Here is an 18,661-nt window from a genome sequence, read left to right as displayed (position 1 = left end):
GTGTTCATGCGAGGCGGTCAGTTCCAGCGGCCGCCGTGTCCGCGCCACTCGTGTTCGCGCCACTGACGCGCGCGCCAGTCGTCATAGCGATAGCCGACCGGCGCGACCATCACCGGCGGAGGCGGCGCCACATAGACGGGTGCCGGCGCCGCGTAGACACCCGGCACGCCGATCCCGACCGACAGGTCGACGTGGGCCGATGCGACGCCCGAAGCTGCCAGCGCCGCTACACCGAGAACTGCACCGAGAAGGAATTTCTTGCTCATCTCGCGACTCCCTGCACGTGTCGTGCTTCATGTGAATACGGTTCGGAGTCTAGGCACCGTACGCAGACACAGGTGAAACCGGTCTGCGAGACCGGTAACGGACGTTTACGGAGGGGCGCAAAGCCTTACGGCACAAGGGTGAGAACCGATTCGACACGCCGTTGCAACGGCGCATCGAATCGGTGAAGCGGTGAAGGCGGAATTTTTTGCCGACGCGCGCTACGCGCGAATATCGTCGACGCTGCGCAGCCAGTGCACGCTGAACAGGCTGTCCGCGTCGGTCCACACGGTATCGGGCTCGAAGCCCGCACGACGCGCGATCGCATGGAAGCCGTCGATCGTGAATTTGTGCGAGTTCTCCGTGTGAATGCGCTCGCCGGCCTCGAAGCGGAATGCATGGCCGCGCACGTGCACGGTCTGCGCGACGTCGCTGACCAGATGCATCTCGATGCGCTGCCGCTCGGCGTCGTAGAACGCGCAATGCGAGAACGCGTCGAGATCGAAGTCCGCGCCGAGCTCCGCATTCGCGCGAACGAGCAGGTTCAGGTTGAACTGCGCGGTCACGCCCTGCGCGTCGTTGTACGCGTGATGCAGCGTGCGCTCGTCCTTCACGAGATCCGCGCCGACCAGCAGTCCGCCACCGCGCAACAGGCGCGCCGCGTCGCGCAGGAACGCATCGGCTTCCTCCGGCGAGAAGTTGCCGATCGTCGAGCCCGGGAAGAAGCCGATACGCCGCCGCGACGTCGCGGTCAGCTCGGCCAGTTGCTCGGCCTTCGTGTAGTCGGCCGCGATCGGCGCGACGTCGAGCCACGGATACGCGGTACTCAGCCGCGCGGCCGCGCCGTGCAGGTAGTCGGCCGAGATGTCGATCGGCACGTAGCGCGCCGGCGCGTTCGCGTAGTTGTCCGCGCACGCGTCGAGCAGCACGCGGATCTTCTCGAGCGAACCCGCGCCGAATTCGACGATGTCCGCGTGCGGGCCGACACGCTGCACGATCTCGGCCGCGCGATCGCGCAGGATGCCGAGCTCGGTGCGCGTCGGATAGTACTCGGGCAGCTCGCAGATGCGATCGAACAGCTCGGAGCCGGCCGCATCGTAGAAGTATTTCGGCGAAATGCTGCGCGGCGTGCGCGACAGTCCGTCGATCAGGTCGCGCTCGAATGCGCTCGGCCGCGAATCGCGGGCGGGTTGCAGGCCAGCTCTCGCGGCCCTGAGGTCAGACGTCTCGCGCAAGTCGCACTCCCGTGAATTGCCAGCGCGCGGCCGGCGGAAAGAAATTGCGGTACGTCGGCCGTTCGTGCCCCGGCGGCGTCGCGATGCTGCTGCCGCGCAGGACCTGCTGGCCGACCATGAACTTGCCGTTGTATTCGGCCGCGACACCCGCGAGCGGCCGAAAGCCCGGATACGGCTCGTAGGACGAACGTGTCCACTGCCATACGTGCCCGAGCATCTGCCGAATGCCGTCCGCGCCGAATGCGGCCTCCCATTCGAATTCGGTCGGCAGGCGTGCACCCGCCCATTCCGCGTACGCGGCCGCTTCGTAGAAGCTCACGTGGCACACGGGCGCATCGGGCGCGAACGATTCCACGCCGTGCAGGCCGAACATGCGCCATGCATGCGCGGCACCGTCACCGTCCGGGATCCAGTACGCGGGCCCTTGCCACCCTTCCCGCTGCACCGTCGCCCAGCCGTCGGACAGCCAGTATTCGGGACGCGCGTAGCCGCCGTCCGCGATGAAGGCGGCGAATTCCGCATTCGTCACGAGACGATTCGCGATCTCGCAAGGCCGTACGAGCGCCGTGTGGCGCGGCCGTTCGTTGTCGAACGAAAACGCGTCGCCGGCGTGCCCGATCTCGACGAGCCCGCCCGGCCGAGGGAGCCAGCGCAACGGGCCTGCGTCGCCCGCAGCCAGCGCGGCCTGCGTATCGGCGCCGTTGCGCGGCCGGAACGCCGGCTTCAGCGGGTTGCACGAGAACGCGTGCAGCATGTCCGTCACGAGCAGTTCCTGGTGCTGCTGCTCGTGATGCAGGCCAAGCTCGATCTCGGGCGCGATCGCTTCGAGCAACGTCGGGTCGGCGCTCGCGAGCGCGTGCAGCATCGCTGCGTCGACGTGCTGCCGGTAAGCATGCACTTCATCCAGCGACGGACGCGTGAGTAGCCCGCGCTGCGGCCGCGGATGGCGCGGGCCGAGCGCTTCGTAATAGGAATTGAAGAGGAACTGGAACGCGTCGTCGAACGGCGCGTAGCCGGGCACGCGCCGCATCAGCACGACGGTTTCGAAGAACCAGGTCGTATGCGCCAGATGCCATTTCGCCGGACTCGCGTCGGGCATCGACTGCACGGCCTGGTCTTCGGCGGACAGCGTCGCGGTCAATGCGACGCTATGGGCGCGCACGTCCTGGTAACGGTGCTGAAGCTGGGATGCAAGGAGGCTCATCGGTTTGCCGTCCACGTCGCGATTCGCTGCGTTGCGTTGCCGGAAAAAGGAAAGCCTTGCGCTCGGATGCGCGCGGCTGACGTGCGACCTTCGGTGCTGCGTCGCCGGGCAACCGGCGCGCGCGCCGGGCCGCTGATGCGGCGTCACTTCGTCTGCCCGTGCAGAACAGTATGGTCCAGAAATGTGAACGTCGCGAATCGGATTTCGGGCGAAACCAAAATAGAAAGAAAAATGAAAGCATCTGCGGCGCGGCGTGGCGGTGTGACAAACCGCCGGAACCTCATGCACGGCGGGGCTGCGCGGAGGATCGCAGCCCGTTGGGCTGCTGACGGCAGATGACATTCGCGCCGCGCCCGTAAAAGCTGCGCGATGCGGCTCCACCGCGATCCACACATGGCAATCGCAGCCGTCCGCGCCCTGCTCGACTGCTCCGCCCTTCGTTCAGTGCCAGGTTTGTCTCGCAGCTTTGAAAATTTTTTTGCGCCGATGTCACGCGCGCGGGGTGCTCGCTCGTCATATCACCGGAACCCACACGAAAGGAGAAGGAACCATGACTGCGAAACTCAATCCGTTTGCCGCCGCGCCCGCGCTGATGAAGGACTGGATGACCGTGTCGGTCGCCGCGGAAAGGAGCCTCGAGCGGACGCTGATCGAGTTGGTCAAGATCCGCGCGTCGCAGATCAACGCGTGCGCGAACTGCCTTAACATGCACACCGTCGAGGCACGCGAGCAAGGCGAAACCGAGCAGCGCATCAACCTGCTGGCCGCGTGGCGCGAAGCGCCCTGCTACACCGACCGCGAACGCGCGGCGCTCGGCTGGACCGATGCGCTCACGCGGCTGTCGGAGGGCCACGCTGCGCACGAGGCGGCGTATGCCGCGCTGAACGACCATTTCAGCCAGGAGGAACAGGTGAAACTCACGCTGATGATCAACGTGATCAACGGCTGGAACCGGCTCGCCGTCGGTTTCGGGCTGTGGATCGATCCGGCCGAGGCGAAGGCCGCCGCCAAGGTGGTGGCCTGATGACGATCCTCGATCCGGCTGCGGGCAGCGCCGAAGACCGGGCCGACGCGGCGGCGAGCTTCGATCCGCTGCGCCGTACGCTGATCCGCGTCGCGTACCGGATGCTCGGTTCCGTCGCGGATGCCGAGGACATGGTGCAGGACGCGTTCATCCGCTGGATGGACGTCGATCGTACCGAGGTGCGCGTGCCCGAGGCATTCCTGCGCCGCATGGTGATGCGCATGTGTCTCGACCAGCTGAAGTCCGCGCGACACCGGCGCGAGACGTATATCGGCCCGTGGCTGCCCGAGCCGGTCGTCGAGGAAGACGAACAGGAGGACGTCACGCTGCCGCTGATGCTCGCGCTCGAACGGCTGTCGCCGCTCGAACGCGCGGCGTTCCTGCTGCACGACGTGTTCGGCCTCGAGTTCGACGAGATCGCAACGACGATCCAGCGTGATCCGGCCGCGTGCCGGCAGCTCGCCGCGCGGGCGCGCACGCATGTGCGCGAAGCGCGGCCGCGGTTTCATGTCGAGAAGCAGCGCGGGATCGAGCTGGCCGAGGCGTTCTTCGCGGCGTCGCGCAGCGGCGACATGCACGCGCTCGGCGCGATGCTCGCCGAGGACGTCAGCCTGCATGCGGACGGCGGCGGCAAGCGCACGGCCGCCGGCACGCCGGTGTTCGGCTTCGAGCGTGTGATGAAGGTGCACGAATACCTGGCCGAGCTGTTCGCCACGCAGGCGTCGAAGCTCGTACGGGCCGGGTTCATCAACGGGTTGCCGGGGTTCGTCACGCTGGAAGCCGACGGCGAACTGCAGACCACGGCGCTCGAGATCGACGAAGGGAAGATCGTCGCGATCTATGTCGTACGCAATCCTGACAAGTTGAAACACCTGCATTGAGGGTCGCGGTACGGCGGATGCCTGAAACGGCATCGCCGCCCTCCTTTCTGCGGCTTCGTTACCCCATCGCGACCACGATGTTGCGAATCACAAGCATTGCGTAGCCGAGCACGGGCGTTGCGATGGTCGTAACCTCGGACATGATCGTGTGCTTTCTCGGTCGCGCGTTTGTCGTTTTGATGGATTGCATTCGAGACGTGCGCAACGTGTGCCGCTTGTTCTCGTGGACGATTCGCAGACGATTCTGCCCGGCGTGCGGTGGCCGTCGAAGTGCGCGCGGGATGATCGGATGAAGTGCGATGCCGTTCGGAGAATGTGCAACGCATCGGGGCTGCATGCGTTGTTTCGGCCGCAAAAAGAAAAACGCCACGCGATGTTGCCGCGTGGCGTTTGTATGTTTGGCGAGCCGGATTGCCTGTAGGCAATTCGCGCTGCCGGACCCCTTCATTTTGTTCGTTGGTAGGCTCGATTGGATTCGAACCAACGACCCCCACCATGTCAAGGTGGTGCTCTAACCAACTGAGCTACGAGCCTAAGAAGCCGCGAATTATAGAGAGGGTTTTTGAGGAGCACAACCCCCTTCGTGAAAATTTTTTGAATCGGATGCGTGCGGGGGCTGGCTATCGATGTTGCGTGGATGTCGCGTGGCACTGGCAGGGACGTTGGCTTCACGTCTTCGCGTCACAGCAAAACGTGTCGATGCGCTGTGAGGTTATCCACATTCTCCTCTGGATAACCGTCCGGAAAGCCTCTGAATTCACAGTGGAACGATTGAGGATATGTCGGCGCGGCCGTGAATCGACGAAAAGTTGTTCTGTGCTCCACAGAGTTTTGCGTGTGCATCGAACGTGGTTATGCATTCCGTTTCGCGCTGAAAATTCAGGGCGTTAGGGAGGTTATCCACAGTGAGGCGGCAGGCTTGTTAACTATCACTACGTATATATACGAACTCTGTAAACACCTTGGGATAAGCACAGTCCGTCGACTGTGATCCCGGCAGAACATGCACTGCGTGCGACGGACGGACAACCGAATCGGCAGGCTGTGAGGCCTGCGGTCAATCAGTGAACGACTTGGTCTGTAGAATCGCCGGCATTCACGATGCAACGAGCAGCCGACATGAGATTGGCGATCCGGGTTGACTGGCAAAGCGGTGCGGTTTGCGCTAACGGAGCGCGCCTGTGTTCGCCCGTGCAGATGTCGAAGAACGGCACGGTGCGTTATCGCGTCTCGCAGCAGATCACCTTCGGTGGCCACACAGGCGAATGCCTGGTCGACATGGCTGAAGGGCGGCTGACGCGCGTCGCGATCCTGTTCGATACGATTCGCTTCCTCGATGCGAGCATCACAGAGTCGAAGATCGTCCGGTCGATCGTGAAGTCTTCGGGATTGACGGTGGTGAGCGGGCATCCCACAGAGGCGTGACTCGAACCGTGCTCATGGGGCGTCGCGGCGTTTCGCTACGATCCCGTGCAAGGTGTTCGGGCCTGAAATCGACCTCGTCGAGTTGACATTCCAGATCGACGAGCGCGCCACGTTCGTGAAGCTGTGGGATGCCGGCGAGCGGGTATGTCCGGTGTGTCTTCGAGACGTATTGAAGCGAAGCGGCGTGATGAACAACGACGTACCCGCGTGAACCAGGGGAAGCGATCATGACCTTCATGCAACCCGCGCCGTTGTGCGCTGACCTCGACGCTATCGTTCGCGAGGAGCTGAAGCTCGGCAATGCGCTGTCGGAGCAGCCTGTCCGCGCGGACTGGCCGACGAAAGGAGGGGTATTCGCAGCGCTACGTGACGATCTTCATTTGCACGCGCTTACGTTGTCTGCGCATGTGCGGCATTCGGTATGTGCCGATCCGCATTACGGCTGGCATGACGAGTGTTTCTGCGAGCAGCACGGGCATTTGCTGGTAGCAGGGCGGACGGAGCCGCCGAAGCGCTGACGCGGAAGCCGGGCTGGCAGATCGCGAACGCACTGCAATGGGTGCGGACAACCACCGCAAACCCGATCGAAAACGCTGCGGCACACTCGTGGTTCGTGTGCGTTGCGTATTTCGCGATACACGCAGACTCGACGCGTTCAGTTATTCGCGCCACGCGTCATGTTGAGAAGGTTGTTGATAATCCCGCAGCGGAACCAATCAAAATGCTGTGCAACAAAAACGTGAGTGCTCTGCGGACGGATGATTTCATCGGGCCGTGAGGCCCATATGGCGGTACTTTGAGCGTTTTGAAGCGGAGGGACGATCATCGGACGGACCATCGACCGCAGTAACGTTCGAAATGTGGATATCCCGCAGGCGAACTCACTCGAAACGCTGTGTGCTCGAATGGTGAGCGGAGCGGGCCGATGACCAGCAGCCCGTACAACGACGCATTCAGGCGGCCGTTCGGCGCGGCCGCGGATCGTACCACTTACGTCTGCGCATCAAGCGCCCGCACAACCGCCTTCTCCCCAAGACTATCCGCCGGCCCGACCACCGCGAAGTTAATCCCGTTCACGGACCCATACCGCGCCAGCAACGTCCCGTCCACGCGTTGCCCCGCCGGTAACAGCCGGTGTTCCGATTCCGCCGGCCGAAGATAGAAGCTCAGCGTCCGCCCGGCATCGTCCTCATAGAGCACCATCGCGGCCGTGGCGCCACTGTCCGTCGTAAACAACCGTCCGCCGACCGGCCTGAACCCCGCCGTGCTCAAATCCGGCAGCTTCGCCGACGCGCCGACGCGCCTGGTGAGCCAGCCCTGCAAGTCTCCCGCACCCGTCGGACGGTAATCCACCTTTGCGGTCTGATCGACCACCATCATCCGGTAAGCCTCGACCGCATCGCTCATCGGCGCGATGGGCGGCGCCGCATTCCATCCGCGCGCCTGCCACCCGCCGAACGTCCCGAGCCCGATGCAGAGCACGAACGAAGCCGCCATCGCGAACCGCATCCGCGTGCGCTCCGCACGCCGCGCCCGAATTGCGCCCGGATCGAGCGCAGGATTCGCACCAGGCATCCGCACGCTTTCCAGCGCGGCCCGCAACCGCTGCGCATCCTGCTGCCATTGCTTCACCTGTTCCGCGCTCTCCGGATGCAGCGCGAGATATCGCTCGACCGCGGCGCGCGCATCGTCGTCGAGCTGGCCGTCGACATAGGCCTGGAGATCGTGTTCGTCTGGGCGGAGGGCGTTCATTTCATCAATCGAAGGGAAGGAGCGGGAAGCTCGCCGTCGCTGAGCCGGCGCAGCGCTTGGCGTGCGCGGGAGAGCCGCGACATCACCGTGCCGATCGGCACGTCGAGCAGGTCGGCGACTTCCTGATACGTGAAGCCCTCGACCGCGACCAGCAGCAGCAGGCTGCGCTGCTCTTCGGACAGGTGGCCGAACGCTTCGAGCGTCGCGCGCGCGGCCGCTTCGCGTTCGGCGGATGGCCATTGCGGCTCGTCGTCGGTGCGGATGCTGCCGAGCAGCCACGCGTAGCGTTTCGCGCTGCGTTTGCCGTCGAGAAACTGCCGGTACAGGATCGTGAAGAGCCAGCTGCGCAGCGACGCGTCGTCACGGCGGCTCGTCCAGCGCGACAGCGCGCGCTCGAGCGTCGACTGGACGAGATCGTCGGCCGCATGGACGTCGCGCGCCAGCCAGAGCGCGAAGCGCCGCAGCCTGGGGATGAGTTCGCGCAATGCGTCGTCGTCGAGGGCGTTTGAGGGCATGGCCGGGGCACGAGCCGATAAGCGTGGAGATGCCGCGTAGGACGCCGGTCGGCACCGTTTATTCCGTCAGCATACGAAAAATTTCTTCATGGAATAAAGCGGCGCGGCTGGCGTCCTACGCCCGTTCGACAATGATCTGACGATCGGGAGTGCATCCATGAAGCAATCATCCTCTTCTTCGCCGCCGCGCGAGCCTGGCCGCGAGTGGTGGCGCTGGGCCGTGATCGGCGGCGCGGTGGCCGGCGTGGCCGTCGCGTTCGGGTACGTCGGCGGCTGGCTCGCGCCGGCGCGTCTGACCCCGCACCGGCTCGTCGACGCGCTGCAGACGGCCGGCGGCGTGCATCCGGGCTTTCGGCGCAATCACGCGAAGGGCGTGTGCGTGACCGGTTACTTCGAAGGCAGCGGCGCCGCGAGCGCGTATTCGGTCGCGCCGTTCTTCAAGGCGGTGCGCACGCCGGTAGTCGGCCGCTTCGCGCTGCCGGGCGGCAATCCCTATGCGCCCGACAGCAGCGTGCCGATTCGCAGCCTGGCGCTGAAGCTCACCGCGCCCGATGGCCAGCAGTGGCGGACCGGGATGAACGCGATGCCGGTGTTTCCGGTGGCGACGCCGAAGGCGTTCTACGCGCAGCTGCTTGCGACCCGGCCGGATCCGGCGACGGGCAAGCCCGATCCGGCAAAGGTGAAGGCATTTTTCGGCGCGCACCCGGAGACGGCCGCCTTCCTCAAATGGGTGAAGGGTGCGAAGCCGAGCGCGAGCTACGTCACCGAAAGCTATTACGGGCTGAACGCGTTTTACTTCGTCGACGCGGCGGGCAAGCGCCAGGCGGTGAGATGGCGTGTCGTGCCGGAGCAGACGGCCGGTGCCGGGGACGTCGCGACGGCCGCCGATCCGAACGTGTTGCAGCAGGACCTGACGCGGCGCATCGGGGACGGTGCGCAGAAGTGGAAGCTGCTCGTCACTTTGGCCGAGCCTGGCGACCCGGTGGACGACGCGACGAAGACCTGGCCCGCGCAGCGGACGACGATCGATGCGGGGACGCTCGTGCTCGATCGCGTGGAGCCGCAGGACAGTGGTCCATGCCGCGACGTGAATTACGACCCGACGGTGCTGCCGCAGGGGATTCAGGTGTCGGGGGATCCGTTGCTGGCGGCGCGGTCGGCGGCGTATGCGGATTCGTATCTGCGCAGGACGAGTGAAGAGGCCGGCGTGGCTGGCGCGGCGCGATTGAGTGCGGAGGGACGATGATGAGAGCTTCTACGACGTTTAGCTTGCCGGCGAGGCTGCTGCATTGGGTGATGGCCGCGATGATCGTCGCGATGCTATTTATCGGGGTGGGGATGGTGGCGTCGGTTTCCGAGCGACACGATTTCCTGGTGGCTTTACATAAGCCGTTGGGGATCGCCGTGCTGGTGCTGGTGTGTGTGCGGATCGTGGTGCGGTTCGTGTCGAAGCCGCCGGCGTTGCCCGCGGATCTGCCGGGGTGGCAGAAGGCCGCCGCGCATGGGTCGCATCTCCTCTTGTATGCGCTGATGCTCGCGATGCCGCTGATCGGATGGGCGATGCTGTCGGCGGGCGGGTATCCGGTGACCTTGGGTGGCGGCGTGCAGTTGCCGGCGCTGGTTTCGGCTGATCCGGTGACGTTTGCCTGGCTTCGGGTCACGCATCGGGTGCTGGCCTACCTGTTCTTCGTGACGTTCCTCGCGCACTTTGCTGCTGCGCTATATCACGGGTTGATCCGGCGGGATGGTGTGGTGAGGGCGATGGTGGGGCGGTGAGCGCTGGATGCGGCGGAGCTGCTCGCGGACTACCGAGGGCGCTTCTGCCGTATCGCTTCTATTACTAGGGGCGGCTCAGCTGAGCTCCCTGCACCCCTTGTCAAAATATTTTCACAAAGGGGCTTGCGGAGATGAGGGTGGGTGCTTAGAATCACGCCTCTTTCGCGCTAACGGAAACACAGCGCGGGGGAAGAAGGAAGGGAAGCGGTGCGGTCGAGGTTGCTGTCGAGCCTTAGCGCACACGGAGTGGAACCCCCAGCCGTCGCGACGAAGCAGTTAAAAATGTTGTTGACGATCTGAAAAAAGCGGTTCATAATCTCGCTTCTCTGCTGCTGAAAACGCAGCGCTGCCGAGAAAGAAAGATTTCTCGCAGTCACGCTCTTTAAAAATTAACAGCCGATAAGTGTGGGCGCTTGATGGACGCGAACTGATCCTCGGATCAGATAGCGAAAGTATCAAGAGTCTCACACTAAAGTAAGTCAGGTTTATGAAGCAATTCATATTCCTGTCAGCTTTGAGTGAGCGACCGGTTCGAAAGAACCGAAAACAGTAACAGGTTTGAACTGAAGAGTTTGATCCTGGCTCAGATTGAACGCTGGCGGCATGCCTTACACATGCAAGTCGAACGGCAGCACGGGTGCTTGCACCTGGTGGCGAGTGGCGAACGGGTGAGTAATACATCGGAACATGTCCTGTAGTGGGGGATAGCCCGGCGAAAGCCGGATTAATACCGCATACGATCTTTGGATGAAAGCGGGGGACCTTCGGGCCTCGCGCTATAGGGTTGGCCGATGGCTGATTAGCTAGTTGGTGGGGTAAAGGCCTACCAAGGCGACGATCAGTAGCTGGTCTGAGAGGACGACCAGCCACACTGGGACTGAGACACGGCCCAGACTCCTACGGGAGGCAGCAGTGGGGAATTTTGGACAATGGGCGAAAGCCTGATCCAGCAATGCCGCGTGTGTGAAGAAGGCCTTCGGGTTGTAAAGCACTTTTGTCCGGAAAGAAATCCTTGGCCCTAATACGGTCGGGGGATGACGGTACCGGAAGAATAAGCACCGGCTAACTACGTGCCAGCAGCCGCGGTAATACGTAGGGTGCAAGCGTTAATCGGAATTACTGGGCGTAAAGCGTGCGCAGGCGGTTTGCTAAGACCGATGTGAAATCCCCGGGCTCAACCTGGGAACTGCATTGGTGACTGGCAGGCTAGAGTATGGCAGAGGGGGGTAGAATTCCACGTGTAGCAGTGAAATGCGTAGAGATGTGGAGGAATACCGATGGCGAAGGCAGCCCCCTGGGCCAATACTGACGCTCATGCACGAAAGCGTGGGGAGCAAACAGGATTAGATACCCTGGTAGTCCACGCCCTAAACGATGTCAACTAGTTGTTGGGGATTCATTTCCTTAGTAACGTAGCTAACGCGTGAAGTTGACCGCCTGGGGAGTACGGTCGCAAGATTAAAACTCAAAGGAATTGACGGGGACCCGCACAAGCGGTGGATGATGTGGATTAATTCGATGCAACGCGAAAAACCTTACCTACCCTTGACATGGTCGGAATCCTGCTGAGAGGCGGGAGTGCTCGAAAGAGAACCGGCGCACAGGTGCTGCATGGCTGTCGTCAGCTCGTGTCGTGAGATGTTGGGTTAAGTCCCGCAACGAGCGCAACCCTTGTCCTTAGTTGCTACGCAAGAGCACTCTAAGGAGACTGCCGGTGACAAACCGGAGGAAGGTGGGGATGACGTCAAGTCCTCATGGCCCTTATGGGTAGGGCTTCACACGTCATACAATGGTCGGAACAGAGGGTTGCCAACCCGCGAGGGGGAGCTAATCCCAGAAAACCGATCGTAGTCCGGATTGCACTCTGCAACTCGAGTGCATGAAGCTGGAATCGCTAGTAATCGCGGATCAGCATGCCGCGGTGAATACGTTCCCGGGTCTTGTACACACCGCCCGTCACACCATGGGAGTGGGTTTTACCAGAAGTGGCTAGTCTAACCGCAAGGAGGACGGTCACCACGGTAGGATTCATGACTGGGGTGAAGTCGTAACAAGGTAGCCGTATCGGAAGGTGCGGCTGGATCACCTCCTTTCCAGAGCTTCTCGCTAAGTTGAGCGCTCACGCTTATCGGCTGTTGATAAAGACAGACTAGCTGTCTGCGGTTAAACCGGTTATGATGCCGGCCGCTTTCAATAATCTTCAATGACAAACATTCGAATGAAGTTTGGTTCGAGTTTTTCTCATTGGCGATTGAGCCAGTCAGAGCGGTACGAAAGTATCGGCTGTCGTTCTTTAACAATCTGGAAGAAGCAAGTAATTTGGATAGCGGAAGCGTCATGAGATGGACGTGGAAACTATCCGGGTTGTGATTGTATCGATGTATCTCAAGATGATTCGAACTTAATGTTCGGCTCAATTGGAATACGGCACAACGCGAGAACTCAACCTGTAACGAGACAGACTCGTTATAGGGTCAAGCGAACAAGTGCATGTGGTGGATGCCTTGGCGATCACAGGCGATGAAGGACGCGGTAGCCTGCGAAAAGCTACGGGGAGCTGGCAAACGAGCTTTGATCCGTAGATGTCCGAATGGGGAAACCCACTCCTTTTGGAGTATCCATAGCTGAATACATAGGCTATGCGAAGCGAACGCGGTGAACTGAAACATCTAAGTAACCGCAGGAAAAGAAATCAACCGAGATTCCCAAAGTAGTGGCGAGCGAAATGGGATGAGCCTTGCACTCTTTATTTGTATTGTTAGCCGAACGCTCTGGAAAGTGCGGCCATAGCAGGTGATAGCCCTGTAGGCGAAAGCAGTATGAAAGAACTAGGTGTGCGACAAGTAGGGCGGGACACGTGAAATCCTGTCTGAAGATGGGGGGACCATCCTCCAAGGCTAAATACTCGTGATCGACCGATAGTGAACCAGTACCGTGAGGGAAAGGCGAAAAGAACCCCGGGAGGGGAGTGAAATAGATCCTGAAACCGCATGCATACAAACAGTCGGAGCCTCGCAAGGGGTGACGGCGTACCTTTTGTATAATGGGTCAGCGACTTACGTTCAGTAGCAAGCTTAACCGTATAGGGCAGGCGTAGCGAAAGCGAGTCCGAATAGGGCGTTCAGTTGCTGGGCGTAGACCCGAAACCAAGTGATCTATCCATGGCCAGGATGAAGGTGCGGTAACACGTACTGGAGGTCCGAACCCACTAACGTTGAAAAGTTAGGGGATGAGCTGTGGATAGGGGTGAAAGGCTAAACAAACTTGGAAATAGCTGGTTCTCTCCGAAAACTATTTAGGTAGTGCCTCGTGTCTCACCTTCGGGGGTAGAGCACTGTCATGGTTGGGGGGTCTATTGCAGATTACCCCGCCATAGCAAACTCCGAATACCGAAGAGTGCAATCACGGGAGACAGACATCGGGTGCTAACGTCCGGTGTCAAGAGGGAAACAACCCAGACCGCCAGCTAAGGTCCCCAAATATAGCTAAGTGGGAAACGAAGTGGGAAGGCTAAAACAGTCAGGAGGTTGGCTTAGAAGCAGCCACCCTTTAAAGAAAGCGTAATAGCTCACTGATCGAGTCGTCCTGCGCGGAAGATGTAACGGGGCTAAGCTATATACCGAAGCTGCGGATGCGAGCTAGTCTCGCATGGTAGGAGAGCGTTCTGTAAGCCTGCGAAGGTGTCTCGGAAGGGATGCTGGAGGTATCAGAAGTGCGAATGCTGACATGAGTAGCGATAAAGGGGGTGAAAGGCCCCCTCGCCGTAAGCCCAAGGTTTCCTACGCAACGTTCATCGGCGTAGGGTGAGTCGGCCCCTAAGGCGAGGCAGAAATGCGTAGCTGATGGGAAGCAGGTCAATATTCCTGCACCATTGTTAGATGCGATGGGGGGACGGATCGCGGAAGGTTGTCCGGGTGTTGGAAGTCCCGGTCGCTGCATTGGAGAAGGCGCTTAGGCAAATCCGGGCGCAGGATTCAAGGGTGTGGCGCGAGCTCCTTAGGGAGCGAAGCAATTGGAAGTGGTTCCAAGAAAAGCCTCTAAGCTTCAGTCTAACGATGACCGTACCGCAAACCGACACAGGTGGGCGAGATGAGTATTCTAAGGCGCTTGAGAGAACTCGGGAGAAGGAACTCGGCAAATTGGTACCGTAACTTCGGGATAAGGTACGCCCTTGTAGCTTGATGCGCCTGCGCGCAGAGGGTGAAGGGGTTGCAATAAACTGGTGGCTGCGACTGTTTAATAAAAACACAGCACTCTGCAAACACGAAAGTGGACGTATAGGGTGTGACGCCTGCCCGGTGCCGGAAGATTAAATGATGGGGTGCAAGCTCTTGATTGAAGTCCCGGTAAACGGCGGCCGTAACTATAACGGTCCTAAGGTAGCGAAATTCCTTGTCGGGTAAGTTCCGACCTGCACGAATGGCGTAACGATGGCCACACTGTCTCCTCCCGAGACTCAGCGAAGTTGAAGTGTTTGTGATGATGCAATCTACCCGCGGCTAGACGGAAAGACCCCATGAACCTTTACTGTAGCTTTGCATTGGACTTTGAACCGATCTGTGTAGGATAGGTGGGAGGCTATGAAACCGGAACGCTAGTTTCGGTGGAGCCGTCCTTGAAATACCACCCTGGTTTGTTTGAGGTTCTAACCTTGGCCCGTGATCCGGGTCGGGGACAGTGCATGGTAGGCAGTTTGACTGGGGCGGTCTCCTCCCAAAGCGTAACGGAGGAGTACGAAGGTACGCTAGGTACGGTCGGAAATCGTGCTGATAGTGCAATGGCATAAGCGTGCTTAACTGCGAGACCGACAAGTCGAGCAGGTGCGAAAGCAGGTCATAGTGATCCGGTGGTTCTGTATGGAAGGGCCATCGCTCAACGGATAAAAGGTACTCTGGGGATAACAGGCTGATACCGCCCAAGAGTTCATATCGACGGCGGTGTTTGGCACCTCGATGTCGGCTCATCTCATCCTGGGGCTGTAGCCGGTCCCAAGGGTATGGCTGTTCGCCATTTAAAGAGGTACGTGAGCTGGGTTTAAAACGTCGTGAGACAGTTTGGTCCCTATCTGCCGTGGGCGTTGGATATTTGAAGGGGGCTGCTCCTAGTACGAGAGGACCGGAGTGGACGAACCTCTGGTGTACCGGTTGTCACGCCAGTGGCATCGCCGGGTAGCTATGTTCGGAAGAGATAACCGCTGAAAGCATCTAAGCGGGAAACTCGCCTTAAGATGAGATATCCCTGGGGACTAGATCCCCTTGAAGGGTCGTTCGAGACCAGGACGTTGATAGGTCAGGTGTGTAAGCGCAGTAATGCGTTCAGCTAACTGATACTAATTGCCCGTAAGGCTTGATCCTATAACAAGTCTGCCTTGTAGATCGGCGCGGTGCGAAGGCACTGAGCAGGATCCAGGCGACAGGTTGGATGCTCGTGTGTGATACACACAACCAAGATTACTGCTTCTTCCAGGATTGGTCGCGTTGCGAAGCAGCGCGGCAACCCTCTTTGCCTGATGACCATAGCGAGTCGGTCCCACCCCTTCCCATCCCGAACAGGACCGTGAAACGACTCTACGCCGATGATAGTGCGGATACCCGTGTGAAAGTAGGTAATCGTCAGGCTCCCTAAGCCGAGAACCCCCGCCCGAACAGGCGGGGGTTTTTGCATTGGCGCGACGGAAATGCAGGTGGAGTACTCGGCATGGATGCTTGTCGTGCTGCATGCGCTGATGCTTGCGATACCGTCGAATGCCGAGAGAGCGGAGCGCAACTTTTCGTCTGTTGTGACGATTGTTGAAGTTGCTTGCAGCGCCGCTGCGGATCATTTGCATCAAGGCGCGTGCCGAAGTCCTTCACGCCGAGCCATCACCAGGCAACAGAGCGGCGCAAAGGGGCCTGCGCCGCGTATTCCTGATCCTTTTCCTCTTCTTGGGCAGCAGCACCATAGGGCTGCTCTCGCCAGTTCAGCGCGTTGTAGTCGGGCGTGATGATGACCCTTCGGGAATCAAAGTTGAACCGAAGATAGACGCGATCACCGGGCTTGAGTTCGAACATCTCGAAATGTGCGTCGATCGCGCGCATCCATGGCATGTACGGTTGGCCATCCTGAGGAAGGTCAGGCTTGTTGCCGAGGGTCAGCTCAACCTCGGGATACTGTTTGAGCTTCTTGGGACGTGACTTACTATAGGCGTTAGCCATTTCCGACTCCGGTAATGAGTTGGTTGTGGTCAGCGGGTCGTATGGGTGGCAGCCCATGCGGCCCGCGCTTTTTGCGGTGCTACGTATTGAGTCTACTGGATCTTATGCTTCGAAACCGTAGGGGGCGCTCGGAATAGCCGAACGGCATAGAGCCGGATGGGACGGGGTTGTCAGACAATGGTTCTGTGTTGACGAGCGTCTGTTCGTATTCTCCTGACTGGCGCCAAGCGCCAACAAACAGGAGACTGTTCGACCCGTACCTGGTAAAGTTTCGGCACGTTTCAGGATTCACTTTTAGCAAGCAAAATGACCATTCCCGTTGTAGACCTGTTCGCCGGCCCAGGAGGTCTGGGTGAGGGCTTTTCCGCCGTGCGTGATGCCGACGGGAATCGCGTGTTCGACATTCAAGTATCGATCGAAAAAGACGCCGTAGCTCATCAGACCCTGATGCTACGGGCGTTGTACCGTGCTTTGGCGCGCGAAGAAATTCCGGATGTGTACTACGACTATGTTCGAGGCGACATCGATCGAGCGACCCTCTTCAACGATCGAGCTGTTGCGCATGCACTGGAGTTAGCTACGCAAGAAGCACACTGTATCGAACTGGGCGTGACCCCGGAGGCGGAGATTGACTCGCTTATTAGAAGAGCGATCAATGGACACGACGACTGGGTACTCATAGGTGGTCCGCCTTGTCAGGCATATTCGCTCGCGGGCAGATCGCGCCGTCGCAACGTTGATCCGGAGTTCGAAAGCGATCCCAAGCACTTCCTTTACAGAGAGTATCTGCGGATCATTCGCGACTTTCAGCCGGCAGTTTTCGTAATGGAAAACGTGAAAGGAATGCTCACGTCCACGCACAATGGTCAACGCATCTTTGAACGTATTTACGACGATCTTTCCGAGCCGGCTCCTGGAGTTCATTACGATATTCGTTCATTCGTGACTGCGTCGCGTCCGGGCGGACTGGCTCCCGAGGAATACATCATCAGGGCCGAGGATTTTGGCGTTCCTCAGATGCGCCATCGCGTGATTCTGCTGGGTGTTCGCGCCGATCGGGCAGGTCAGACTCACAACTTGCTCGACCGTCGTCAGGATCGTGTGAGTGTGCGCGATACACTCGCTGGTCTCCCTAGGTTGCGCAGCAAACTCTCGAAGGAGGCAGACTCTGCTGAAGCTTGGCTTCGCGCGCTCAAGACTGCAAAGTCCGGTCTCAAAGGCTGGAGATCGCCTGTCCGTACAAATATCGAAAGTCTGATGACGGACGCGGCAAATCAAGCTCAACGCCTCAGCAGCGTTGGTGGGCGATTCATCCCACGGGACATGCGGGCACCGCGGGGGCTTGCGGATAACCTTGCTTCATGGATACATGATGGCCGCATCGGTGGTGTTTGCCAGCACGAGTCACGTGGCCACATGGTTTCCGACTTGCATCGATACCTGTTTGCTTCGTGTTATGCAAAGGAATATCTGTACTCTCCCAAACTGAACATGTTTCCTCCCGGACTGTTGCCGAATCATCGTAACGTGGATGATGAGAATGTGCCGTTTGACGATCGATTCAGAGTGCAGATTTCCGGTGCGCCATCAACCACGATCGTGTCGCATATTTCCAAAGACGGGCACTACTACATTCACCACGATCCGTCGCAGTGTCGCAGTCTTACCGTCCGCGAGGCGGCGCGCCTTCAGACGTTCCCGGACAATTATTTTTTCGAAGGAACCCGCACGCAGCAGTATCACCAGGTCGGCAATGCGGTACCGCCGTTTCTGGCGAAGCAACTGGGCGAATCAGTCGCAAGCTTCTTGCAACTGCCCAAGCGAGCTGCCGTTCAGCAGCGGCTGGCACGGGATCTCTTTGCCGAGCCTTGAAGGGGATCAGTTGGAGCAACGGGAAGTTCTCCGAACTCCTCGTTACTGTTAAGCCATCGGATCAATTCCTGTTGAAGATGATCTCGGAGTTCACCAGTTCTCGTTGAACATTCCCAAACAACCAGTACGCGCCATCCGAGGGCCTGCAAGGCCTCAAGCTGTCGACGATCTCTCTCTCGATTCCTTGTGAGCTTCTCGCGCCAGAATTCGCTGTTCGAGGCAGGGGTGGTGGCAAATCTGCATCCCTCGTGAACGTGCCAGAAGCAGCCATGAACCATGATCGCTGTACGATGTTTGGGGAGCACAAGATCGGGGGTGCCTGGCAAATCTCTTCGATGAAGTCGGTAACGGAAACCGGCGGCATGCAGCATTTGACGAACCACCAGCTCAGGCTTGGTGTTTCTCGCTCGTATCCCCGACATCATCTGACTGCGTTTCGTCGGATCGACAACGTCGATCATGCGATTGCTCCTTGAGTGGCGCATATCGAAGAAGCCTTTGTCGACTGATGCGCTATTC

At 59.8% G+C, this 18,661-nt stretch carries 15 protein-coding genes, 1 tRNA gene and 3 rRNA genes; 11 read left to right on the top strand and 8 right to left on the bottom strand.

What is annotated here, in order from left to right:
* Window positions 1-17 precede the first annotated feature (17 nt).
* The 3 genes from DCN14_RS14555 to egtB all read right to left on the bottom strand — a co-directional run bounded on the left by DCN14_RS14555 (window position 18) and on the right by egtB (window position 2,703).
* Window positions 18-266 carry a hypothetical protein gene (locus DCN14_RS14555; RefSeq protein WP_096506776.1) on the bottom strand — a complete coding sequence of 83 codons (249 nt, stop codon included), beginning with the start codon at window positions 264-266 and terminating at the stop codon, window positions 18-20.
* 219 nt (window positions 267-485) lie between these two features.
* On the bottom strand, window positions 486-1,499 hold the full coding sequence (gene egtD / locus DCN14_RS14550; protein ID WP_096506777.1) for an L-histidine N(alpha)-methyltransferase: 1,014 nt from the start codon (window positions 1,497-1,499) through the stop codon (window positions 486-488).
* Window positions 1,483-2,703 carry an ergothioneine biosynthesis protein EgtB gene (egtB, locus tag DCN14_RS14545; RefSeq protein ID WP_096506778.1) on the bottom strand — a complete coding sequence of 407 codons (1,221 nt, stop codon included), beginning with the start codon at window positions 2,701-2,703 and terminating at the stop codon, window positions 1,483-1,485. The genes egtD and egtB overlap by 17 nt, the downstream gene beginning before the upstream one ends.
* Before the next feature lie 550 nt (window positions 2,704-3,253).
* Here egtB and DCN14_RS14540 point away from each other — a divergent pair.
* On the top strand, window positions 3,254-3,727 hold the full coding sequence (locus DCN14_RS14540; RefSeq protein ID WP_096506779.1) for a carboxymuconolactone decarboxylase family protein: 474 nt from the start codon (window positions 3,254-3,256) through the stop codon (window positions 3,725-3,727).
* Window positions 3,727-4,608 carry a sigma-70 family RNA polymerase sigma factor gene (locus DCN14_RS14535; protein WP_096506780.1) on the top strand — a complete coding sequence of 294 codons (882 nt, stop codon included), beginning with the start codon at window positions 3,727-3,729 and terminating at the stop codon, window positions 4,606-4,608. The genes DCN14_RS14540 and DCN14_RS14535 overlap by 1 nt, the downstream gene beginning before the upstream one ends.
* A gap of 457 nt (window positions 4,609-5,065) precedes the next feature.
* Here the strand turns inward: DCN14_RS14535 and DCN14_RS14530 are convergent.
* Window positions 5,066-5,142, bottom strand: a tRNA-Val gene (locus tag DCN14_RS14530).
* Window positions 5,143-5,727: 585 nt separating this feature from the next.
* Between DCN14_RS14530 and DCN14_RS14525 the strand changes: the two genes are divergently transcribed.
* From DCN14_RS14525 to DCN14_RS14520, 3 genes are read left to right on the top strand one after another with little or no spacing between them, the layout of a single operon-like run.
* Window positions 5,728-6,033 (top strand): hypothetical protein, encoded by a 306-nt coding sequence (locus DCN14_RS14525; protein WP_239008083.1) that lies wholly within the window; start codon window positions 5,728-5,730, stop codon window positions 6,031-6,033.
* A gap of 52 nt (window positions 6,034-6,085) precedes the next feature.
* The gene (locus DCN14_RS37980; protein WP_162826213.1) at window positions 6,086-6,244 is read left to right on the top strand and encodes a hypothetical protein; all 159 of its coding nucleotides are present in this window, start codon (window positions 6,086-6,088) and stop codon (window positions 6,242-6,244) included.
* Between the two features lie 16 nt (window positions 6,245-6,260).
* Window positions 6,261-6,551: a hypothetical protein gene (locus tag DCN14_RS14520; protein WP_096506781.1), complete on the top strand. Its 291-nt coding sequence runs from the start codon at window positions 6,261-6,263 to the stop codon at window positions 6,549-6,551.
* A 472-nt stretch (window positions 6,552-7,023) separates the two neighbouring features.
* Here DCN14_RS14520 and DCN14_RS14515 read toward each other — a convergent pair whose 3' ends face one another.
* Together DCN14_RS14515 and DCN14_RS14510 are read right to left on the bottom strand one after the other, a co-directional pair.
* Entirely contained in the window at window positions 7,024-7,785 is a 762-nt protein-coding gene (locus DCN14_RS14515; RefSeq protein WP_096506782.1) for an anti-sigma factor, read from the bottom strand.
* Window positions 7,782-8,300, bottom strand: coding sequence for a sigma-70 family RNA polymerase sigma factor (locus tag DCN14_RS14510; RefSeq protein WP_096506783.1), 519 nt, complete (start codon window positions 8,298-8,300; stop codon window positions 7,782-7,784). Before DCN14_RS14510 ends, DCN14_RS14515 begins: the two co-directional genes overlap by 4 nt.
* A 157-nt stretch (window positions 8,301-8,457) precedes the next feature.
* Between DCN14_RS14510 and DCN14_RS14505 the strand changes: the two genes are divergently transcribed.
* The 5 genes from DCN14_RS14505 to rrf all read left to right on the top strand — a co-directional run bounded on the left by DCN14_RS14505 (window position 8,458) and on the right by rrf (window position 15,694).
* Entirely contained in the window at window positions 8,458-9,546 is a 1,089-nt protein-coding gene (locus tag DCN14_RS14505; protein WP_096506784.1) for a catalase family peroxidase, read from the top strand.
* The gene (locus DCN14_RS14500; RefSeq protein WP_096506785.1) at window positions 9,543-10,076 is read left to right on the top strand and encodes a cytochrome b; all 534 of its coding nucleotides are present in this window, start codon (window positions 9,543-9,545) and stop codon (window positions 10,074-10,076) included. Before DCN14_RS14505 ends, DCN14_RS14500 begins: the two co-directional genes overlap by 4 nt.
* 560 nt (window positions 10,077-10,636) lie before the next feature.
* Window positions 10,637-12,169, top strand: a 16S ribosomal RNA gene (locus DCN14_RS14495).
* Between the two features lie 379 nt (window positions 12,170-12,548).
* Window positions 12,549-15,430, top strand: a 23S ribosomal RNA gene (locus DCN14_RS14490).
* A 151-nt stretch (window positions 15,431-15,581) separates the two neighbouring features.
* Window positions 15,582-15,694, top strand: a 5S ribosomal RNA gene (gene rrf / locus DCN14_RS14485).
* Together the 16S, 23S and 5S rRNA genes form the textbook arrangement of a ribosomal RNA operon.
* Window positions 15,695-15,937: 243 nt before the next feature.
* On the opposite strand, the gene DCN14_RS14480 is transcribed toward rrf, so the two are convergent.
* Complete coding sequence (locus DCN14_RS14480; RefSeq protein ID WP_096508977.1) at window positions 15,938-16,270, bottom strand: hypothetical protein; 333 nt, start codon at window positions 16,268-16,270, stop codon at window positions 15,938-15,940.
* A 306-nt stretch (window positions 16,271-16,576) separates the two neighbouring features.
* Between DCN14_RS14480 and DCN14_RS14475 the strand changes: the two genes are divergently transcribed.
* Window positions 16,577-18,142, top strand: a complete 1,566-nt coding sequence (locus tag DCN14_RS14475) for a DNA cytosine methyltransferase (RefSeq protein WP_096508978.1) — start codon at window positions 16,577-16,579, stop codon at window positions 18,140-18,142.
* Here the strand turns inward: DCN14_RS14475 and vsr are convergent.
* Window positions 18,103-18,603 (bottom strand): DNA mismatch endonuclease Vsr, encoded by a 501-nt coding sequence (gene vsr, locus DCN14_RS14470; protein WP_096508979.1) that lies wholly within the window; start codon window positions 18,601-18,603, stop codon window positions 18,103-18,105. The two genes, DCN14_RS14475 and vsr, sit on opposite strands and share 40 nt — an antisense overlap.
* Between the last annotated feature and the right edge of the window lie 58 nt (window positions 18,604-18,661).

This window comes from Burkholderia sp. IDO3, from assembly GCF_003366075.1.
Lineage (GTDB): Bacteria > Pseudomonadota > Gammaproteobacteria > Burkholderiales > Burkholderiaceae > Burkholderia > Burkholderia anthina.
Note: the sequence above shows the minus strand (reverse complement) of the source record. Positions and strands in the feature narration are given on the sequence as shown.

Excerpts from the sequence above, each read along its gene's own strand:
- DCN14_RS14555 (WP_096506776.1), bottom strand. The coding sequence starts at position 266 with ATGAGCAAGAAATTCCTTCTCGGTGCAGTTCTCGGTGTAGCGGCGCTG.
- egtB (WP_096506778.1), bottom strand. The coding sequence starts at position 2,703 with ATGAGCCTCCTTGCATCCCAGCTTCAGCACCGTTACCAGGACGTGCGC.
- DCN14_RS14540 (WP_096506779.1), top strand. The coding sequence starts at position 3,254 with ATGACTGCGAAACTCAATCCGTTTGCCGCCGCGCCCGCGCTGATGAAG.
- DCN14_RS14535 (WP_096506780.1), top strand. The coding sequence starts at position 3,727 with ATGACGATCCTCGATCCGGCTGCGGGCAGCGCCGAAGACCGGGCCGAC.
- DCN14_RS14525 (WP_239008083.1), top strand. The coding sequence starts at position 5,728 with ATGAGATTGGCGATCCGGGTTGACTGGCAAAGCGGTGCGGTTTGCGCT.
- DCN14_RS14520 (WP_096506781.1), top strand. The coding sequence starts at position 6,261 with ATGACCTTCATGCAACCCGCGCCGTTGTGCGCTGACCTCGACGCTATC.
- DCN14_RS14515 (WP_096506782.1), bottom strand. The coding sequence starts at position 7,785 with ATGAACGCCCTCCGCCCAGACGAACACGATCTCCAGGCCTATGTCGAC.
- DCN14_RS14510 (WP_096506783.1), bottom strand. The coding sequence starts at position 8,300 with ATGCCCTCAAACGCCCTCGACGACGACGCATTGCGCGAACTCATCCCC.
- DCN14_RS14505 (WP_096506784.1), top strand. The coding sequence starts at position 8,458 with ATGAAGCAATCATCCTCTTCTTCGCCGCCGCGCGAGCCTGGCCGCGAG.
- DCN14_RS14500 (WP_096506785.1), top strand. The coding sequence starts at position 9,543 with ATGATGAGAGCTTCTACGACGTTTAGCTTGCCGGCGAGGCTGCTGCAT.
- DCN14_RS14480 (WP_096508977.1), bottom strand. The coding sequence starts at position 16,270 with ATGGCTAACGCCTATAGTAAGTCACGTCCCAAGAAGCTCAAACAGTAT.
- DCN14_RS14475 (WP_096508978.1), top strand. The coding sequence starts at position 16,577 with ATGACCATTCCCGTTGTAGACCTGTTCGCCGGCCCAGGAGGTCTGGGT.
- vsr (WP_096508979.1), bottom strand. The coding sequence starts at position 18,603 with ATGATCGACGTTGTCGATCCGACGAAACGCAGTCAGATGATGTCGGGG.